Source organism: Streptomyces vietnamensis, from assembly GCF_000830005.1.
GTDB classification, from domain to species: Bacteria; Actinomycetota; Actinomycetes; order Streptomycetales; family Streptomycetaceae; genus Streptomyces; species Streptomyces vietnamensis.
Map to the genome: position 1 here is coordinate 8,437,488 of NZ_CP010407.1, position 17,609 is coordinate 8,455,096.

At 73.8% G+C, this 17,609-nt stretch carries 3 protein-coding genes; all 3 read left to right on the forward strand.

Annotated elements, in window-relative coordinates:
* Window positions 1-50 precede the first annotated feature (50 nt).
* From SVTN_RS46290 to SVTN_RS37450, 3 genes are read left to right on the forward strand one after another with little or no spacing between them, the layout of a single operon-like run.
* Complete coding sequence (locus SVTN_RS46290; protein WP_281192663.1) at window positions 51-7,031, forward strand: SpvB/TcaC N-terminal domain-containing protein; 6,981 nt, start codon at window positions 51-53, stop codon at window positions 7,029-7,031.
* 4 nt (window positions 7,032-7,035) lie between these two features.
* Window positions 7,036-16,251 (forward strand): Tc toxin subunit A-related protein, encoded by a 9,216-nt coding sequence (locus SVTN_RS37445; protein WP_052499538.1) that lies wholly within the window; start codon window positions 7,036-7,038, stop codon window positions 16,249-16,251.
* Window positions 16,248-17,600 (forward strand): Kelch repeat-containing protein, encoded by a 1,353-nt coding sequence (locus tag SVTN_RS37450; RefSeq protein ID WP_078908663.1) that lies wholly within the window; start codon window positions 16,248-16,250, stop codon window positions 17,598-17,600. The genes SVTN_RS37445 and SVTN_RS37450 overlap by 4 nt, the downstream gene beginning before the upstream one ends.
* Window positions 17,601-17,609 lie beyond the last annotated feature (9 nt).

A 17,609-nucleotide genomic window follows, 5' to 3' on the forward strand; every position in this document is an offset into this window, starting at 1 on the left:
CCACTTTCAGGGGATATGCCCAGGCCACCGCGCCCACCAGGATGAAGGGCGTGCCCGCCGACCCCCGTGTCCCCGGTCCTTCTGCCATCCCCACGCCCACCCCCACCTCCCCAGCCCTCTCCCTCCCCAAAGCCGGCGGCGCGATCCGCGGCATGGGGGAGAAGTTCGGCGCCTCCTCGGCGACCGGCACGGCCTCGCTCTCGGTGCCGCTCGCGCTCACCGCCGCCCGCGGAGGCGTCGAGCCGAAGCTGACGCTGTCGTACGACTCCGGATCCGGCAACGGGCCCTTCGGGCTCGGCTGGTCGCTCGACGTGGCCTCCGTCTCCCGCACCACCGACAAGGGACTGCCGCGCTACCTCGACGACAGCGACGTCTTTCAGCTGTCCGGTGCCGAGGACCTGGTCCCCGCCGTCTCTCCGCCGCCCCGCACGGACGGGCCGTACGAGATCACCTGCTACCGGCCGCGCACCGAGGGGCTGTTCGCGCGGATCGAGCGGTGGCGGGAGCGCGCCACCGGCGCCACCCACTGGCGCACCACCTCACGGTCCAACGTCACCAGCGTCTTCGGTCGGGACCCGGCCGCCCGCGTCGCCGACCCGGCCGACCGCTCCCGCGTCTTCCGCTGGCTCCTGGAGGAGACCGCCGACGACCGCGGCAACCTGGTCCGGTACACCTACAAGGCCGAGGACGGGCCCGTCACCGCCGAGCGGCTGCTCAAGCGGATCCACTACGGCAACACCCCCGGACCGGAAGCCCGATTCTGCTTCGAGGTGGTCTTCGACTACGGCGAGCACGACGACACCGCCCCCACCCCCGAGGAGGTCCGGCCCTGGGCCGACCGGGCCGACCCGTTCTCCACCCGCAGGCCCGGCTTCGAAGTGCGCACGGCCCGCCTCTGCCGCCGTGTCCTGCTCTTCCACCGCATTCCCGAACTCGGCCCGGACCCCGTCCTCGTCAGCTCCACCCGGTTCGCCCACCACGAGGACCCCGCCGTCACCACGCTGACCTCGGTCACCCACCGCGGGCACGCCCCCGCCTCCGACGGGCCGGCCACCGCCGAACTGCCCCCGCTGACCTTCACGTACACCGAACGCACCGTCACCTCCGAGACGCGCCCGCTGCGCGCGGCCCCCGGCGATCCGCCCCCGGCCATGGGACCCGGCACCCGATGGACCGACCTCGACGGCGACGGCATCGCCGGGCTCCTCACCGAGACGGACGGCGCCTGGCACTACCGTGCCAACCGGGGCGACGGGCTGCTCGCCGCCCCGGTCCCGGTCGACCCGCTCCCCTCCGGTGGGGGACTGGCCCGCGGCCGCCGGCTGCTCGACCTGGCCGGGGACGGCCGGCTCTCGCTCGCCGAACTCGCCGGCCCCGCACCCGGCCACCACCGCCGCACCGACGACCGGGGCTGGGCGCCCTTCGCTCCCTTCTCCCGGCTCCCCGCCCTGGACTGGAACGCCCCCGGAGTCCACCTGGTCGACCTGACCGGCGACGGGCTCGCCGACGTCCTGCTCGACGGAGACGAGGGCTTCACCTGGCACCCGTCCCTCGGCACCGACGGCTTCGGCGACGGACTCACCGCCCCGGCCGCCCGCACCGAGGAACGCGGCCCCCGCCTCCTCCTCGCCGACCCCGAACAGACCGTCCACCTCGCCGACATGACCGGCGACGGCCTCACCGACCTCGTCCGCGTCCGCAACGGCGAGATCGTCTACTGGCCCAGCCTCGGCCACGGCCGCTTCGGCCCCAAGGTGACCATGGCCGGCGCCCCCCGCTTCGACCACCCCGACCGCTTCGATCCGCGCCGCGTCCACCTCGCCGACGTGGACGGCTCCGCCCCCGCCGACCTCGTCTACGCGGGCCCGGACCGCGTCCGGGTCTGGTTCAACCAGGCCGGCAACTCCTGGAGCCCGCCGGAGACCCTCCACCTCGCGACGCCCACCGCCACGTCAGTCGCCGTCACCGACCTGCTCGGCCACGGCACCGCCTGCCTCGTCCTCACCGAACCCCGCCCCGACACCGAGCCCCAGGTCCGCTACGTCGACCTCATGGCCGACGGCAAACCCCATCTGCTGCGCACCGTCTCCAACGGCATGGGCCTGCACACCGCACTGAGCTACGCGTCCTCCACCGCCCAGCGGCTCGCCGACGAGGCCGCCGGACGCCCCTGGCTCACCCGGCTCCCCTTCCCCGTCCAGGTCGTCACCGAGGTCCGCACCGAGGACCGGGTCGCGGGCACCGTCCAGGTCTCCACCTACCGCTACCGGCACGGCCACTACGACGGCACCGAACGCGAGTTCCGCGGCTTCGGATACGTCGAGCACCGCGACGCCCTGTCCTACCCGGACGGCGACGACCGCGCGTACGAACCGCCCGCCGTCACCCGCCGCTGGCAGCACACCGGCTGGACCGACCTCCACCTCTCCACCCGCTTCGCCCACGAGTACTGGCGCCCCGGCCCCGACCCGTCCGACACCGGCCCACTCCTCCCCGACACCGTCCTGCCGCCCGGGCTCACCCCCGAAGAGGCCCGCCAGGCCGCCCGCGCCCTGCGCGGCCACCCCCTGCGCGAGGAGATCTTCGCCGAGGACCGCGACGGCGCCCTCGGCGTGCCGTACGCCGTCACCGAGACCAACCACCTGCTGCGGCTGCTCCAGCCGCAGGGGGAAGGACCCCACTGCGTGGTCCTCGCCGTACCCGGCGAAACCCTCACCGTGCACACCGAGCGCCGGGCCGACGACCCGCGGACCACCCATGAGGTGACCCTGGACTTCGACGACTGGGGCACCGTGCGGCGCTCGGCCCGGATCGCCTACCCCCGGGCCGTCCCCGAAGGCCCCGAGCAGGCCCGGCTGTGGCTGACCGTCGACGAGCACCTGCCCGCCCACGACACCACCGTCGACGGCCCCTGGCGGATCGGAACCCCCGTCGAGGACCGCAGCTACGAGATCGGCCTCGCCGAACCGGTCACGCCCACCGGCCCGTTCTCCGCCGCCGCCCTCGCGGACCTCCTCGAGGAGGCCGCCCGTGACGAGATCCCGTACCACCAGCCCCTGTCCGGGGCACACCCGCAGCGCCGGCTGATCGCCCGCACCCGGTACACGTACTGCTCCGACGACCTGACCGAGGAGCTGCCGCCCCGCTCGACCGGACTGCGCGCCCTGCCCTGGGGCGTCTACCGGCAGGCGTTCGCCGACGGGCAGGTCCAGGCGCTGTACGGGGACCGCGTCACCGACACCACCCTCGCCGAAGCCGGCTACGTACGGCACGGAGGACTCTGGTGGGCGCCCGCCCCGCGGCAGATCTTCGACCCGGACCGCACCTACCTGCCCGTCGCCCAGATCGACCCCCTCGGAGCCCGCTGGACCATCGGCTACGACCCCCACCTGCTGCACGCCACCGAAGTCACCGACCCCGCCGGCAACCGCACCCGCGCCGACCTCAACTACCGGGTGTGCCGCCCCTGGCTGCTCACCGACGCCAACGGCAACCGCTTCGGGGTCCGCTTCGACCCCCTCGGCTTCGTCGTCGCCACCGCGGTCCTCGGCAAGCCCGACGGGGCGGAAGGCGACCACCTCGACCTGACCCGGGCGGAACCCGCCCGGGAGGACGACCCCACCACCCGGCTCGACTACGCCCTGGACACCGTCCCCGCCCGCTTCCGCCAACGTGCCAGGGAACGCCACGGCGACCCCGGCACCCCCTACCAGGAGTCGTGGACCTACGCCGACGGCACCGGTCGCGTCGCCCTGGTCAAAGCGCGGGCGGAGGCCGTCTCCGGGCAGCCCCGCTGGGTCGGCACCGGCCGCACCGTGTACGACTCCCGAGGCAACCCGGTCAAGAAGTACGAGCCGTACTTCGCTCCCGACCCCGGCTACGACACCGAGCCGGAGATGGTCGAGCGCGGAGTGACCCCCGTCGTCCACCACGACCCCCTGGGCAGGCCGGAGCGGACCGAGTACCCCGACGGCACCGAGGAACGGACGGTCACCGGGGCCTGGGAGCGCACCGACTGGGACCGCAACGACACCGTGCGCGGCAGCCGCTGGCAGCGCGAACGCCTCGCCCTGCCCGACACCCACCCCCGGCACCGGGCCGCCCTCCTCGCCGACGCCCACGCCGACACCCCCACCCGCGTCCGGCTCGACGCCCTGGGCCGCCCCCGCGTCACCGTCGTCGACCTCGGCGGCGGGCAGACCCTCGTCACCACCGTCGAACTCGACGCCCAGGGCAACGAGACGTCGACCCTCGACGCCCGTGGCATCCGCGTCCGCGAACAGCGCTTCGACATGCTCGGCCGGCCCGCCCACGTCCGCACCGCGGGCGCGGGCGAACGCCGCACGCTGCTCGACGCGGCCGGCCGGCCGGCGCACGCCTGGGACGCCCGGGGCACCGCCTTCCGGCACCGCCACGACGGCCCCGGGCGTCCCACCCACGCCTACGCCACCGCACCCGGCGGCACCGAGCGGCTGCGCACCCGCTGGTTCTACGGCGAGTCCCTGCCCCGGCCCGAGGAGGGCAATCTGCGCGGCCGGGCCTGCCTGGTCCTCGACGGTGCGGGCGTCACCCGCACCACCGAGGCCGACTTCAAGGGCAACACCCTCCAGACCGTGCGCCGCTTCGCCCGTGACCCGCGCGGCGAGCCCGACTGGTCGGCCCTGGCCGACCACACCGACCCGGAACAGGCCCTGCGGGCTGCCGCCGCGCTCCTGGAGGACGAGGAGCACACCACCCGCACCGCGTACGACGCCCTGAACCGGCCCACCCGGGTCACCCACCCCGACGGCAGCCGGCTGTTCACCGCGTACAACGAGGCCGGACTGCCCGAGACCCTGGAACTGGAACGGCCCGGCGAGGAACGCCGCTTCCTCGTCCGCGACCTCGACTACGACGAACACGGCCGCCGCACCCTGCTCGAACGCGGCTGCGGAACCACCACCCTGACCACCTACGAGCGGGACACCTTCCGTCTGGCCACCGTGACCACCCGGGCCGCCGACGGCACACCGCTCCAGCTCCTGGAGTACACCTACGACCCGGTGGGGAACGTGACGGCCACCGCCGACCGGGCCCAGGACACGGTGTTCTTCGCCAACGCCGTGGTCCCCGCCTCCCGCGACTACGCCTACGACCCGGCGTACCGGCTCACCGCCGCCACCGGTCGCGAGCACATCGGCCAGACCGCCCCCGGCATGCCGCAGCCCGACGGGCCGCCGCTGTACCCGCTTCCCCACGTCAACGACGCCTCGGCGATGCGCCGCTACACCGAGCGCTACACCTACGACCCGGGCGGCAACCTGCTCGCCCTCGTCCACAGCGCGGGCCCCGAAGGCAGCTGGACCCGGCGTCACGAGATCGCCGCCGACTCCGACCGGCTGCTCGGCTCCAGTCTCCCCGGAGACCCCGAGGGCACCCACTCGGCCCGCTACACCTACGACGAGGAGGGCTGCCTCACCTCCATGCCCCACCTGCCGGAACTCCGCTGGGACGCCGACGACCGGCTCGCCCGCGCCGAGCTGGGCGGCGGGGGCACCGCCCACTACCAGTACGACGAACACGGCCAACGGGTCCGCGCCACCGTCGAGAACGGGCCGCTGACCGAGACCCGGCTGTACTGCGGAGCCTGGGAGCGGTACGTCAGGCAGGGCGCCCCTGCCGGGACCCTGACCCGCACCACCGTGCGCGCCGAGGACGAACACGGCCGGATCGCCCTCGCCGAGACCACCACCGGCGGCGGCACCGCGGACGGCACGGTGCTGCGCTACCAGCTCACCGATCTGCTCGGCAGCGCGACCGTCGAGATCGACCAGGACGGCGAACCGCTCTCGTACGAGGAGTACCACCCGTACGGCACGACCTCCTTCCGGTCCGCGGCCGGCGCGGCCCGGGTCAGCCTCAAGCGCTACCGCTACACCGGCCGGGAGACCGACGCCGAGACCGGCTTCGGCCACCACGGCGCCCGCTACTACGCCCCCTGGCTCGGCCGCTGGACCAGCCCCGACCCGGCGGGACCCGGCGCCGACGGGCCCAACCTCTACGCCTACGCCCGGGGCAACCCGGTCACCCTGCACGACCCCCACGGCCTGGAGTCGACACTGCCGGCCGTCACCCACGAAGGGATGCTCGGCGGAAAGGTGGCGAAGGCGTGGGAGGACTCCGTCCAGCACGTGCTGTCCGGACGGTACGGAGGCAAGGACCTCAAGACGAACCTCCAGCGCTTCCGGGACGAGGTGGAGTGGCTCACGGAGATGCGCGGCGGCCCGGGCTCCAACAAGGCCAAGGGCACGGCGATCAACCACGCCCGCTCGATCTTCTCGGCGGTCGGGCAACGCTTCAGGTACGTGACGGGGATGGAGAAGGGCATCGAGATCCATCACATTCTCGACCACCTCGCGAAGGCGCCGGGCAAGGCCCTCGACACCGCCAACCTGGCGCTGGCCCGGGGCAAGGCGGCCGTGTCCGGCACGACGCACGGGATCCTGCACACGGCCGAGGAACTGGCCGCCCAAGGCGTCGCCAACCCCGTGGACGCGGCCGCCCGGGCCGCCGGCAAGGACGGTCTCTACGGCGCCGGGCGCGGCACGATCAAACTGGGCGTACGGGGACAGCCCGCGGCCCGGGCGGCCGAGGCCGCCAAGGGCTTCCGCGCGGCCGCCGCCTCCTGGTTCAAGGGCGCCGCGAAGACCGGAGAGGCCGCCCTGACGAAGGCCGCCACAGCCGCGTCCGGCGCAGCGAAGGCCGCGCCCGAGGCCGCCTCCCTGGCCAAGAACGCCAAGGGCGCCGTGAAGATCGCCCCGCTCGTCGGCACCGGTATCGCCCTCGTCGGCGCATTCACGGACCTCAAGAAGGGCGAATACATGCACGCCGCCGTCAACATGATCAGCGCCGCACCAGGCGTCGGCACCGTCGTCTCCGTCGTCGACCTCGCGGTCGACAAGCTCGTCGACCACGTGGGCATCCCGCTCCTGGCGAAGTCCGAGGGCTTCCGCAACCACGTGATCGCCGTCAACAAGTTCTTCGGATGGTGAGGCAATGACCAGCGAACTCCCGAGCGTCCCCGCCCCCGGTGAGCGTGACGCCGTCCGCCGGCTCCGCGGGCGCGTCCTGCGTGCCGACGGCGTACCCGGCGCCGGAGCGACCGTCCACGTCAGCGCCCGGCGCCTGCGCACGAGTCAACCGCTGGGCGCCACCCGCACCGACGGCGACGGCGTCTTCCTCGTGGAGTTCACGCGACCGGCCGGGCCCGTGGACCTGCTGGTCGAGGTGAGCCTCGACGGCACGTCGGCCCGGGTGGCACGGACACTCGACGGACGGCCCGACACCCCGCTCGACCTCACCCTGCCGGCGGACCGGCGCAGCGCGTACGATCGGCTGCTCGCCGACCTCTCCCCGCTGCTCGACGGCACCGACCCGGCCGAACTCACCCCCGAGGACGTCGACTTCCTCGCCCGCGCCTCCGGGCAGGAGCAGGACCAGGTCGCCCGCCTGGCAGCCGCCGCCCGGCACGCCCGGGCCACCGGCCAGCCCACCGAGGTCTTCTACGCCCTGCTGCGCCACGGACACCCGGACGACCTCGGCGCCCTGGCGCAGTTGCGGGCGGAGGACGTACGGCGGGTCCTCGGCCCGCCCGCAGGGGAACCCGACCCCGCGCGGCCCGAGCCCGCCCGGCGGACCGTGCCCCACCAGGACCTCTCCGCGCACACGGACGCCTTCCTCACCGCGCTGCGTGCACGTCAACTCGCCGCCGCCGAGGCCCGCTTCACCGATGGCCAGGACTCCGCCACCCCCCTGGCCCGGATCTTCGCCCTCGCTGTCCCCGACCCCTCGGCCCGCGCGCGCCTCTACGGCGCCTACCTCGACCGCACGGACGACGACATCTGGCACACCGAAGCCGTCGCCGGACCGGAGGCCACCCCGCACACCGACCGGCTGCGCCTCGCCCTCGACCTGGCCGTGACCACAGCCGACCACCCCGAGCTGGTCGCCGTCCTCCTCGACCGCTTCGACTCCGGCGAACTCACCGGACCCCGAGACCTGGTGACACTCGACGAGGAGTGGCCCCACCTCGTGGACCGGGCGGGCGGACCGCCGCCGGGGCGCGAGGCCCCCGAGTACGCCGAATCGGTCCGCGCCGCCGTCGCCGCCGCCCACCCCACCGCCTACGTGGCGCACAAACTCGCCGCCCTGCCCGAACACCGCGACGCCCCCGCCGCCCGCTTCCTCGCCGAGAACCCCGACTTCGACATCGCCGGCACCCCGGTCAACAGCGCGACCGTCCCGGACGCCGAAGCCCGCCGCGAACTCGCCCCCGTACAACGCGTGTTCAAGATCGCGCCGCGCTTCGAGACCCTGCAGGCGCTGCGTGCAGACGGCTTCGACTCCGCCCAGGCCATCGCCCGCATCGACCGCGCCGGCTTCGCCCGCCGGATGCAGGGCCACGTCGGCGAGGAGGAGGCGCACGCGCTCCACGAGCGAGCCACCCGCATCCACGCGAGCGCCGTGAACCTCGTCGCCGACCTGCGGACCGCCGGACACTTCGACGTCCCCTGGCTGCCCGCCGTCGCCCAGGCGGACCCGCGCATCCCCGACTGGGAGGAGCTGTTCGGCCCGGCCGACTACCCGTCGGTCGAGGACTGGCAGACCGTCCACGGCCTGCCCGCCTATCTCGTCGACCTCCTGTACTACCTGCGCCGCCTCGGGGAGAACTACGGCACCCCGCCGCCCACCACCTCCGGCGACGGGCCCGTCGCGGACGTCCTCTTCGCCCGCCGCCCCGACCTGTGGGAGCTCCACCTCGGCAAGGACAACACCGAACTCGCCCTGCCCTACGTCGACCTGGTCAACGAACTCCTCGAATCGGCCGTCGCCCCCGATACCGCCGTCCTCGCCGAACGGCGCCAGACCACCGGCGACGCCGCCGAGCTCCGGGTCCGCCCCCAGCACGTCAACCCCGGCGCCTACGACAGGCTGCGCACCGCCGTCTACCCCTGGGACCAGCCCTTCGACCTCTGGCACGTGCAGACCGGCGCCTGCCTCGACCACCTCGGCGTCAGCCGGAACACGCTCCTCGCCACCCTCGGCGTGTCCGGTGCGAGCCCCGAGGAGGCGAGCGCCACCCGCACCGCGGAACGGCTCGGCCTCAGCCGCGCCCAGCACCGGACCATCGCCGCCGAACCGCTCACCCCCGCCCGGACCCTCGCCGAGTTCTACGGGCGGCCCGCCGACCTCACACCCGCCGACCTGGTCACCGAGATGACCGGCGTGCGCACCCTCCTGGACACCGGCCACCTGCGCTACACGGAGCTCGACCTCGCCCTGCGCACCCGGTTCGTCAACCCGGGCGGCACCGTCACCATCCAGTTCGACCCCAAACTGCCGTACGCCACGGACAGGATGACCCTGAACGGTGTCGACGCGGCCTTCCTCGAACGGTTCCACCGCTTCGTCCGGCTGCGCCGTGCGCTCGGACTCTCCGACGAGGAGACCGACCGGCTCATCGCCGGAAGCGGCTCCGGCGGACGCCTCGACGTCGCCGCCCTGCGCTCCATCGCCGCCGCCCGGGGCCTCGCCGCCCGGCTCGGCCTCGACACCGACCAGGTCCTCGCCTTCTCCCAGCCGCTCGACACCCATCCGTACCCCGGCGCCGACCGGCCGCCGCTGTACGACCGGCTGTTCCTCGATCCGGCCGTCGTCACCGTCCCGCCCGGCCAGGCCCACCCCTTCCGGCTCACCCCGGACCGTACGGAACTCCAGGAGGTCGGGCCGCTCACCGGCCGGCCCGCCGTCACGGCCGCCCTGCTGGCCGTGCTGCGCGTCACCGACGACGAACTCGCCGCCCTCACCACCGGACCCGACGCCGTCATCGGCGACCGGCTCGACCTGCTCGCCCTCACCAAGCTCGTCGCCTGGGTCACCCTCGCCCGGGCCGCCTCCCTGAGCGTGCCCGACACCCTCCGGCTCGCCCGCTACTGCCGGCCGTTCCGCTGGATCACCGCCCCGGCGGCCGTACGGGACGACGGCGCGGACGGCGAGACGGAGCTGGCCGGCGGCGCCCCCGTGCGCCTGCCCGCCCGCCCCCCGTACACCCCGGGCGAGACCGAACTCGGCGGCGGCGCACCCCTGGCCTTCGACGACCGCGGCCCGGCCGCGGCGGACGCGCCCGCGCAGCCCGTGGACCTGGGCATCGCACGCACCGAGGAGTTCCTGGACCTCGCCGAACGGCTCGCCGAGACCGGACTCACCGTCCGTGACCTCGACGCCCTGCTCCTCGCAGCGCCGCCCGGCCCCGGAGACCAGAGCCCGGTGCCCCGCGACGAGTCACTGGCCGCCACCCTCACCAGCCTGCGCGCCGCCGTCCAGACCGTCCACCAGCAGACCGCCCGCACCACCGACGACAAGGGCGAACTCACCCGCAAGAACCTCGCCCTGCTCGGCTGGGACACCGCCCTCGTCCAGCAGGCCGTCGCCACCCTGCTCGGCACCGTCACCTACACCGCACCCCTGCCCGCGCTGCCCGCGGGACTGGTCCTGCCCCCCGACCTGCCGCTGCGCCACGAGCCGGCCGAGCGCCCCGAGGACGGCCTGCTCACCTTCGGCGGGCCGATGACCCGGGCGCAGCTGGACCGCATCACCGCCCTCAGCACCGACACCGCCTTCCGGACCGCGGTGAACGCCCTGCACGACGCGCCCCGCGCCTTCGTCCGCGACCGCATGAGACTCCTCCGCGTCCCCGTCTTCGCGGCGCCCCTGACCGCTCTGCCCGCCGGATACCGCATCCCGCCGACCCTGACGGCCAAGGTCTTCCACGACCCCAGCCTGGGCGCCCTGCGCAGCCGCGGCTACCTCACCGAGGCGGAGCACGCGCTCCTCACGCCCGACGGCACCCCCACCGAGATCCTGCGGGCGGTCGCCGACCTCATGACCGCCCAGCAGGCCCCGCCCGAGGACGGCAACGCCTTCCTCGACGCCGAGACCGCCGACACCCTCTTCAACGGCGCGGACGTCACCCCCGCCGACCGCTTCCACCTCGTCCTGGAACGCCTCGCCCCCTACCTGCGGCGTACCCTGAGCGAGACCGCCGTCGTCCAGCAGCTCGGCCAGGCCACCGGCCTGGACTCCGCGAGCGCCGACACCCTGCTGCGCACCTGGCTGCGCCCCGCCGGCCGGCCCCCCGCCCTCCAGGACTTCCTGGAACCGGAGTTCACCGACAGCGACCCCGGCGTCTCGGTGACCCGGACCGCCTTCGACCGGCAGTTCCGCATGCTCGCCTTCCTGTACCGGGTGACGCTGCTGCTCGGCCGGCTGCGGGTGACCGCCGAGGAGATCCCGTACGTCTTCGGGTACGCGGCCCAGGGCGGCTGGCTCGACCCGAACACACTGCCCCTCGCCCCTGTGCCGGCCGCTCCTATCGCCCCCCTGCGCACCCTGCTCGACCTCGCCCGGCTGCGCTCCGCCGTCCGCGGCGGAGTCCCCACCCTGCGCGCCGTCTTCGACGTGGCCCGCACCCCCGGCGCCCAGGAACGCGAGGCCGCCGCCGAACTCGCCCGCCGCACCGGCTGGAACGCCGCCGACATCACCGCCGTCGCCCGCGACCACGGCATCACCACGGCCGCCCAGTACGGCGGCGTCGCCGCGCTGAGCGCCGTCCTCGCCGGCATCGCCCTGCTGCGCCGCCTCGGCGTGGCCGCCGAGCGGGCCCAGCCCTGGCAGCGCCCCGAGCTCACCGCCGAGGCCGCGGAGGCGGCCTGGCTGACGGCCAAGTCCCGGCACGCGCCGCGCGACTGGACGGCCGCCGCCACCCCGCTGCGCGACGCCCTGCGGGAACGGCAGCGGTCCGCGCTCGTGTCGTACCTGGTCGCCCATCCACTGCTCGACCGCGACGGCCGGCCCCGCTGGAAGGACGCCGACGACCTGCACGACCACTTCCTGCTCGACGTGGAGATGGGGCCCACCCAGCTCACCACCCGGCTCGCCCAGGCCGTCTACTCGGTGCAGCTGTTCGTCCAGCGCCTCCAGCTCAACCTGGAGCACGCCTACACCTGGCACGGCGACGGCCTGTGGGCCCAGTGGGAGTGGATGAAGCAGTACCGGCTCTGGGAGGCCAACCAGAAGGTCTTCCTCTACCCCGAGAACTACTTCGAGCCTGAACTGCGCGCGGACAAGACCCCGTTCTTCACCGACTTCGAGAACGCGCTCATGCAGCGCGAGGTGACCTCCACCGCCGTCGAGGACGCGGTCAAGGGCTACCTGGAGAGCCTGGACAAGGTGGCTCGGTTGCAGCCCGCCGGTCTGTGCCACGAGAACAAGGAGGGAGACGGCGACCTCCATTTGGTGGGCCGCAGCGCGGCCACGCCCCGCGAGCACTACTACCGACGGAGGGTCGACGGCCGCTACTGGACCCCGTGGGAGCGGATCGAACTCGACGTCGACGGCGACCCGGTGATCCCCGCGCTGTGGAACGACCGGTTGTTCCTGTTCTGGGCGACGCACGAGCTGGTGTCGGAGCAGCAGCAGCTCAAGATGCCGCAGTCCGGCGACCCCCTGGAGGAACCCCCGAAGCACCTCGAGTTCAAGCTGAACTGGAGCCAGTACGTCTCGGGCAAGTGGCAGCACAAGACCGTCTCGAAGGACCTCCTGTACGCGCGGCCGGCCGTGATGTTCGGGGCCGAGGGGGTCCTCAAGCCGGAGCTCTACGCGCTCGCCACAGCCAGTCCGGACGGAGAGAGGTTTTCCCACGACCTCGTGGTGGATTTCCTCTTCGGCAACAGACAGGGCGCTGCCGGCGAGACGTACATCGGCGGTAATTACTACCTCACTCCGCGTCTGGACGCCACGACGTACGGGGCGTTCTTCGACTACTACTCGCCCTACGGGACGTTGCCCGCGCCTCCCCAGACACGGCCGAACTACGGAGAGTTCGTGGGGCGCAGCGACACGTTCGCGTCCTCCTTCATGTTCGACGTCCAGAACCCCTGGACCCGTCCGCACGTGGAACTGATGCGGCGCCCCGTGAGTGCCGGAGTGCCCCGGTTGCGCTGCTCGCACGACCGCAACGACACGCCCACCCGCTTCTTCCAGACGTACACGGACGACATGCGGTCCTTCCTGCTGGTGCCGCAGCCGTACGGCACCGCACACGTACAGATCCTGCCTGTCTATCACCCGTTCACCCAGACCTTCGCCTCCCGTCTGGCCCAGGACGGCATGGACGGGCTCTACGACCGCGACATCCAGCTCGACCCCGAGAAGTTCGGCGTGCCGTTCGACTTCAACGACTGGTACGGCCCCAACACGGACGTCATCCTCGGGGACCTCCCCAAGGAGACCCTCGACTTCGACCGGGCCGGCGCCTACGCCGACTACAACTGGGAGCTGTTCTTCCACGCCCCCCTCCTCGGCGGGGGCCGTCTCTCCACCAACCAGCGGTTCGCCGAGGCGCAGCAGTGGCTGCACCGGATCTTCGACCCGACCGACCGCGCCGATCTGCCGGAACCGCAGCGCTACTGGCGCACCCAGCCCTTCTACCTCACCCAGGACTACACCAAGGAACGCATCGAGGTGATCCTGCGCCGCCTCGCCGAGGGCGGCTGGCACGACACCCCCGAGATCTACCAGTGGCTGACGCACCCCTTCCAGCCGGACGTGGTGGCACGTCTGCGCACCACCGCCTACCAGAAGGCGGTGGTCATGAAGTACCTCGACAACCTGATCGCCTGGGGCGACCAGCTGTTCCGGCAGGACACCATGGAGGCCGTCAACCAGGCCACCCAGCTCTACATCCTCGCCTCGCAGCTGCTCGGCCGGCGCCCCGACGAGGTGACCGGGCGGACCGCGCCGGTGCCGAAGAACTACCGGCAGGTCGTGGAGGGCTCGCCCGGGCTCGCCGCCGCCGTCGTCCGGGCCGAGCACCTGGTGCCGACCGGACCCGCACGGACCGCCACGGAGCACGCCGCACCGCGGATCGCGCCCGGGTTCGGCACGAACTGGCTCGACTACTTCGTCATCCCGCGCAACGACAAGCTCCTGCGCTACTGGGACACCGTGGCCGACCGGCTGTCCAAGATCCGCGCCGGACAGAACATCTCCGGCGTCCAGCGGCGCGCCGCCCTGTTCGGCGCGGCCATCGACCCGGCGCTCCTCGTCCGGGCCGCGGCCGCGGGACTCGGCGTCGAGAGCGTCCTGGACGACATCAGCGCGCCCCTGCCCCCGTACCGCTTCGCCACCATGCTCACCAAGGCGAAGGAACTCACCGGCGAGGTCAAGGCGTTCGGGGCGGCACTGCTCAACGCCCTGGAGAAGCGTGACGCGGAGGCACTGGCCCGGCTCCGCTCCCGCCACGAGACGGCCGTGCTCAAGGCGGCGCGGGCGGTGCGCGAGCAGCAGGTCCTGGAGGCCGACGCGGCCCTCCAGGCCGCGCGGAAGCAGCGGGACGCCGCCGACGGCAAGGTCGAGTACTACTCCACCCGGTCCTACATGAACACCGGCGAGATCGCGCACACCGTGCTCTCGGCCGCCGCCCTCGTGCACCAGGCCGTCGCCGCGGGCGTGGACATGACCGCCAGTGCCATGGGCCTGATCCCCGACGTCAAGACCGGTACGCCCACCACCATGGGCCTCACCTTCGGAGGCCAGAACCTGAGCCAGGCCCTGCACGGGCTCTCCGGTTCCCTCGAGAAGGTGGCCAACAGCCTCAACGGCGCCGGGGCGCTCGCCGCCACCATGGCCGGCTACGACCGGCGCCAGGACGACTGGGACTTCCAGGCCGCCCAGGGCCGTATCGAGCAGCAGCAGCTCGACCGGCAGATCATCGCGGCGGAGATCCGCCTCCAGGTGGCCCGGAAGGAACTGGAGAACCACGACCTCCAGCTCGCCGACGCCCACGAGGCCGACGCCTTCCTCTACGACAAGTACACGAACGAGGAGCTGTACGACTGGATGGCGGGCCGGCTGGCCACCGGCTACTTCCAGGCGTACCAACTCGCGTACGACCTGGCCAAGCGCGCCGAGCGGGCCTTCCGCCACGAACTGGGCGTCGAGGACTCCGACTACATCCGGTTCGGTTACTGGGACACCCTGTACAAGGGGCTGCTCTCCGGCGAGCGGCTGAGCGTCGACCTCGGCCGGCTCGACGCCGCGTACCACGAGGCCAACGCCCGGGAGTTCGAGCTGACCAAGCGGATCTCGCTGGCCCAGATCGACCCGGTCGCCCTGCTCAGGCTGAAGGAGACCGGCAGCGCGTACGTCTCCCTGCCGGAGGCCCTGTTCGACCTGGACACCCCCGGCCACTACCTGCGCCGGATCAAGAACCTGGCCGTGACCGTGCCGTGCGTGGCGGGCCCGTACACCTCCGTCAACCTGACGGCGACCCTGCTCGACAGCACCGTACGGGTCGACCCGCGGCTGACCGACGGGAAGTACGCCCGGCAGCGCTCCGACACCCGGTTCCGCGACAGCACCGGAGCCGGCCGGTCCATCGTGACCAGCACCGGCCAGGACGACTCGGGCCTCTTCGAGACCAGCCTGCGCGACGAGCGGTTCCTGCCGTTCGAGGGCGCGGGCGCGGTGAGCCAGTGGCGGCTCTCGCTGCCCGAGGAGTTCCGGCAGTTCGACTACGAGTCGATCAGCGACGTCGTCCTCCACCTGCGCTACACCGCACGCGACGGCGGCAGCGCGCTCGCCGAGCGGGCCGTGACCGAACTGCGCGCGGCGCTCACACAATGGGCGCACGCGGACGGCGCCTCCTCCCTGTTCCGGGTGTTCAGCGCCCGGCGGGAGTTCGGCGACCGCTGGAGCCGCTTCCTCGCCCCGCAGCCGGGCGAGGCGGCGAGCCTCCGCTTCACGGTGGCCAAGGACCGCTTCCCGTACGTCTTCCGGGACGAGCGGATCACGGTGGCGCAGCCCGAACTGGTCCTCGTCCTGTCCGGGGAGCTGCGGCCCGACGGCCGACGGCGGTACGTGGACTGCTACGGCGACGGGGAGCCGCTGACCGGCACCCTCGTCGCCCGCCGCGGCCACTCCGCGGAGATCGGCCTGGCGGCCGATCCCTCGCTCGGCGGCCTGCCGAAGGGGGCCGTCGACGGGGCGGGCGGCGTGGTCACCGAGGCGGGGGAGGAGTGGGAACTGACCGTGCCGGCCGATCGGATCGCCGCGCTCGCCGCCGACCTGCGGGACGGCTCGGGACTCGCCCCGGAGGCCGTGCTCGACCTGCTGCTCGTGGTCCGGTACACCGTGGCGAAGGTGGAGCGATGACGCTCCCGCCGGGCGGACCGGGCGGACCGGGCGGACCGGGCGGACCGGGCGGACCGGGCGGACCGGGCGGGCCCGGTGTCCCCGGCGGTCCGGGTGTCCCCGGCCGGCCGGGGACCGGTGGCGGGGTGGCGGGGCCGGGTCGGCCCGCCCGGCGGCTGCAGGCCGCCGCGCGCCGGGACGCGGTCGCGGACGACGCCGTGCCCGGCGCCTGGGCCGCCACGGGATCTCTGCCCTTCGCCGGCTTCTGGGGCCAGCCCGCCGACGCCGCAGTGCTCCTCGGCGACGGTCGGGTGCTCCTGGCCGGCGGGGAGGACGGCCGCCGCACGCCCACCGACGCCACTGCGCTCTACGACCCGGGCGCGGGCACCTGGACGGCCGCCGCCCCGATGTGGACCCCGCGCAGGCTGCACACCGTGACCCCGCTCGCCGACGGCCGGGTGCTGGCCGTCGGCGGCATCGGCCACGCCCCCGACGGCCCCGCCGAAGGGCTCGCCACCGCCGAGGTCCACGATCCCGCCACCGGGCGCTGGACGCCCACCGGGGCGCTGCGCCAGGCCCGCTTCTCCCACTCGGCGACCCGGCTCCCGGACGGCCGGGTCCTGGTGGCGGGCGGCGCCACCGCGCGCCCCGGGCCCACTCCGTACACCCTGCGGACCGCCGAGCTCTACGACCCCGTCACCGGCCAGTGGACACTGGCCCGGCCCATGACCGACGCGCGCTTCGGCCACCCGGCCGTGCTCCTCGGCGACGGCCGGGTACTGCTGGTCGGCGGGGTCCTCGCGGTCGGGCGGGGCCGCTACGGGGCGCTCGGCTACTGCGAGACGTACGACCCGGCCACCGGGCTCTGGGCGCCCACCGGCACGCTGGCCGGCGCCCGCAAGGGCCATCAGGCGACCCTCCTGCCCGATGGCACGGTGCTGGTGACCGGCGGTGACATGCGCGGATTCCGCCCCGACGACTGGGCGTTCGACCCGTACAGCCAGTGGGTGACGGAGCGCTTCGACCCCGGCTCCGGCACCTGGAGCACCGACACCGACATGCCGTGGGGCCGCAGCCACCACCGGGCGGTCCCGCTCCCGTCGGGCCAGGTGCTGGTGATCGGCGGCACCGATGACATCTCGCTCGCCGTGGGCTACCAGAACGCGATGGTCTACGACCCGGTCGCGCGCACCTGGTCCACGGAGTTCGGCACGGTGGAGGGCCGTTGGGCCCCGGCCGCGGTCGCCCTCGGGGACGGCCGGGTCCTCGCCGTCGGCGGACTGACCCGGTCCGGGCCCGCCGCCCCCGTACTCGGCGAGGACGAGGTCACCGCCACCGCCGAGATCTACACGCCCGCGAGCACGCGGTGAACCGACGAG

Coding starts and splice junctions, on each gene's coding strand:
- SVTN_RS37445 (WP_052499538.1), top strand. CDS start 7,036: ATGACCAGCGAACTCCCGAGCGTCCCCGCCCCCGGTGAGCGTGACGCC.
- SVTN_RS37450 (WP_078908663.1), top strand. CDS start 16,248: ATGACGCTCCCGCCGGGCGGACCGGGCGGACCGGGCGGACCGGGCGGA.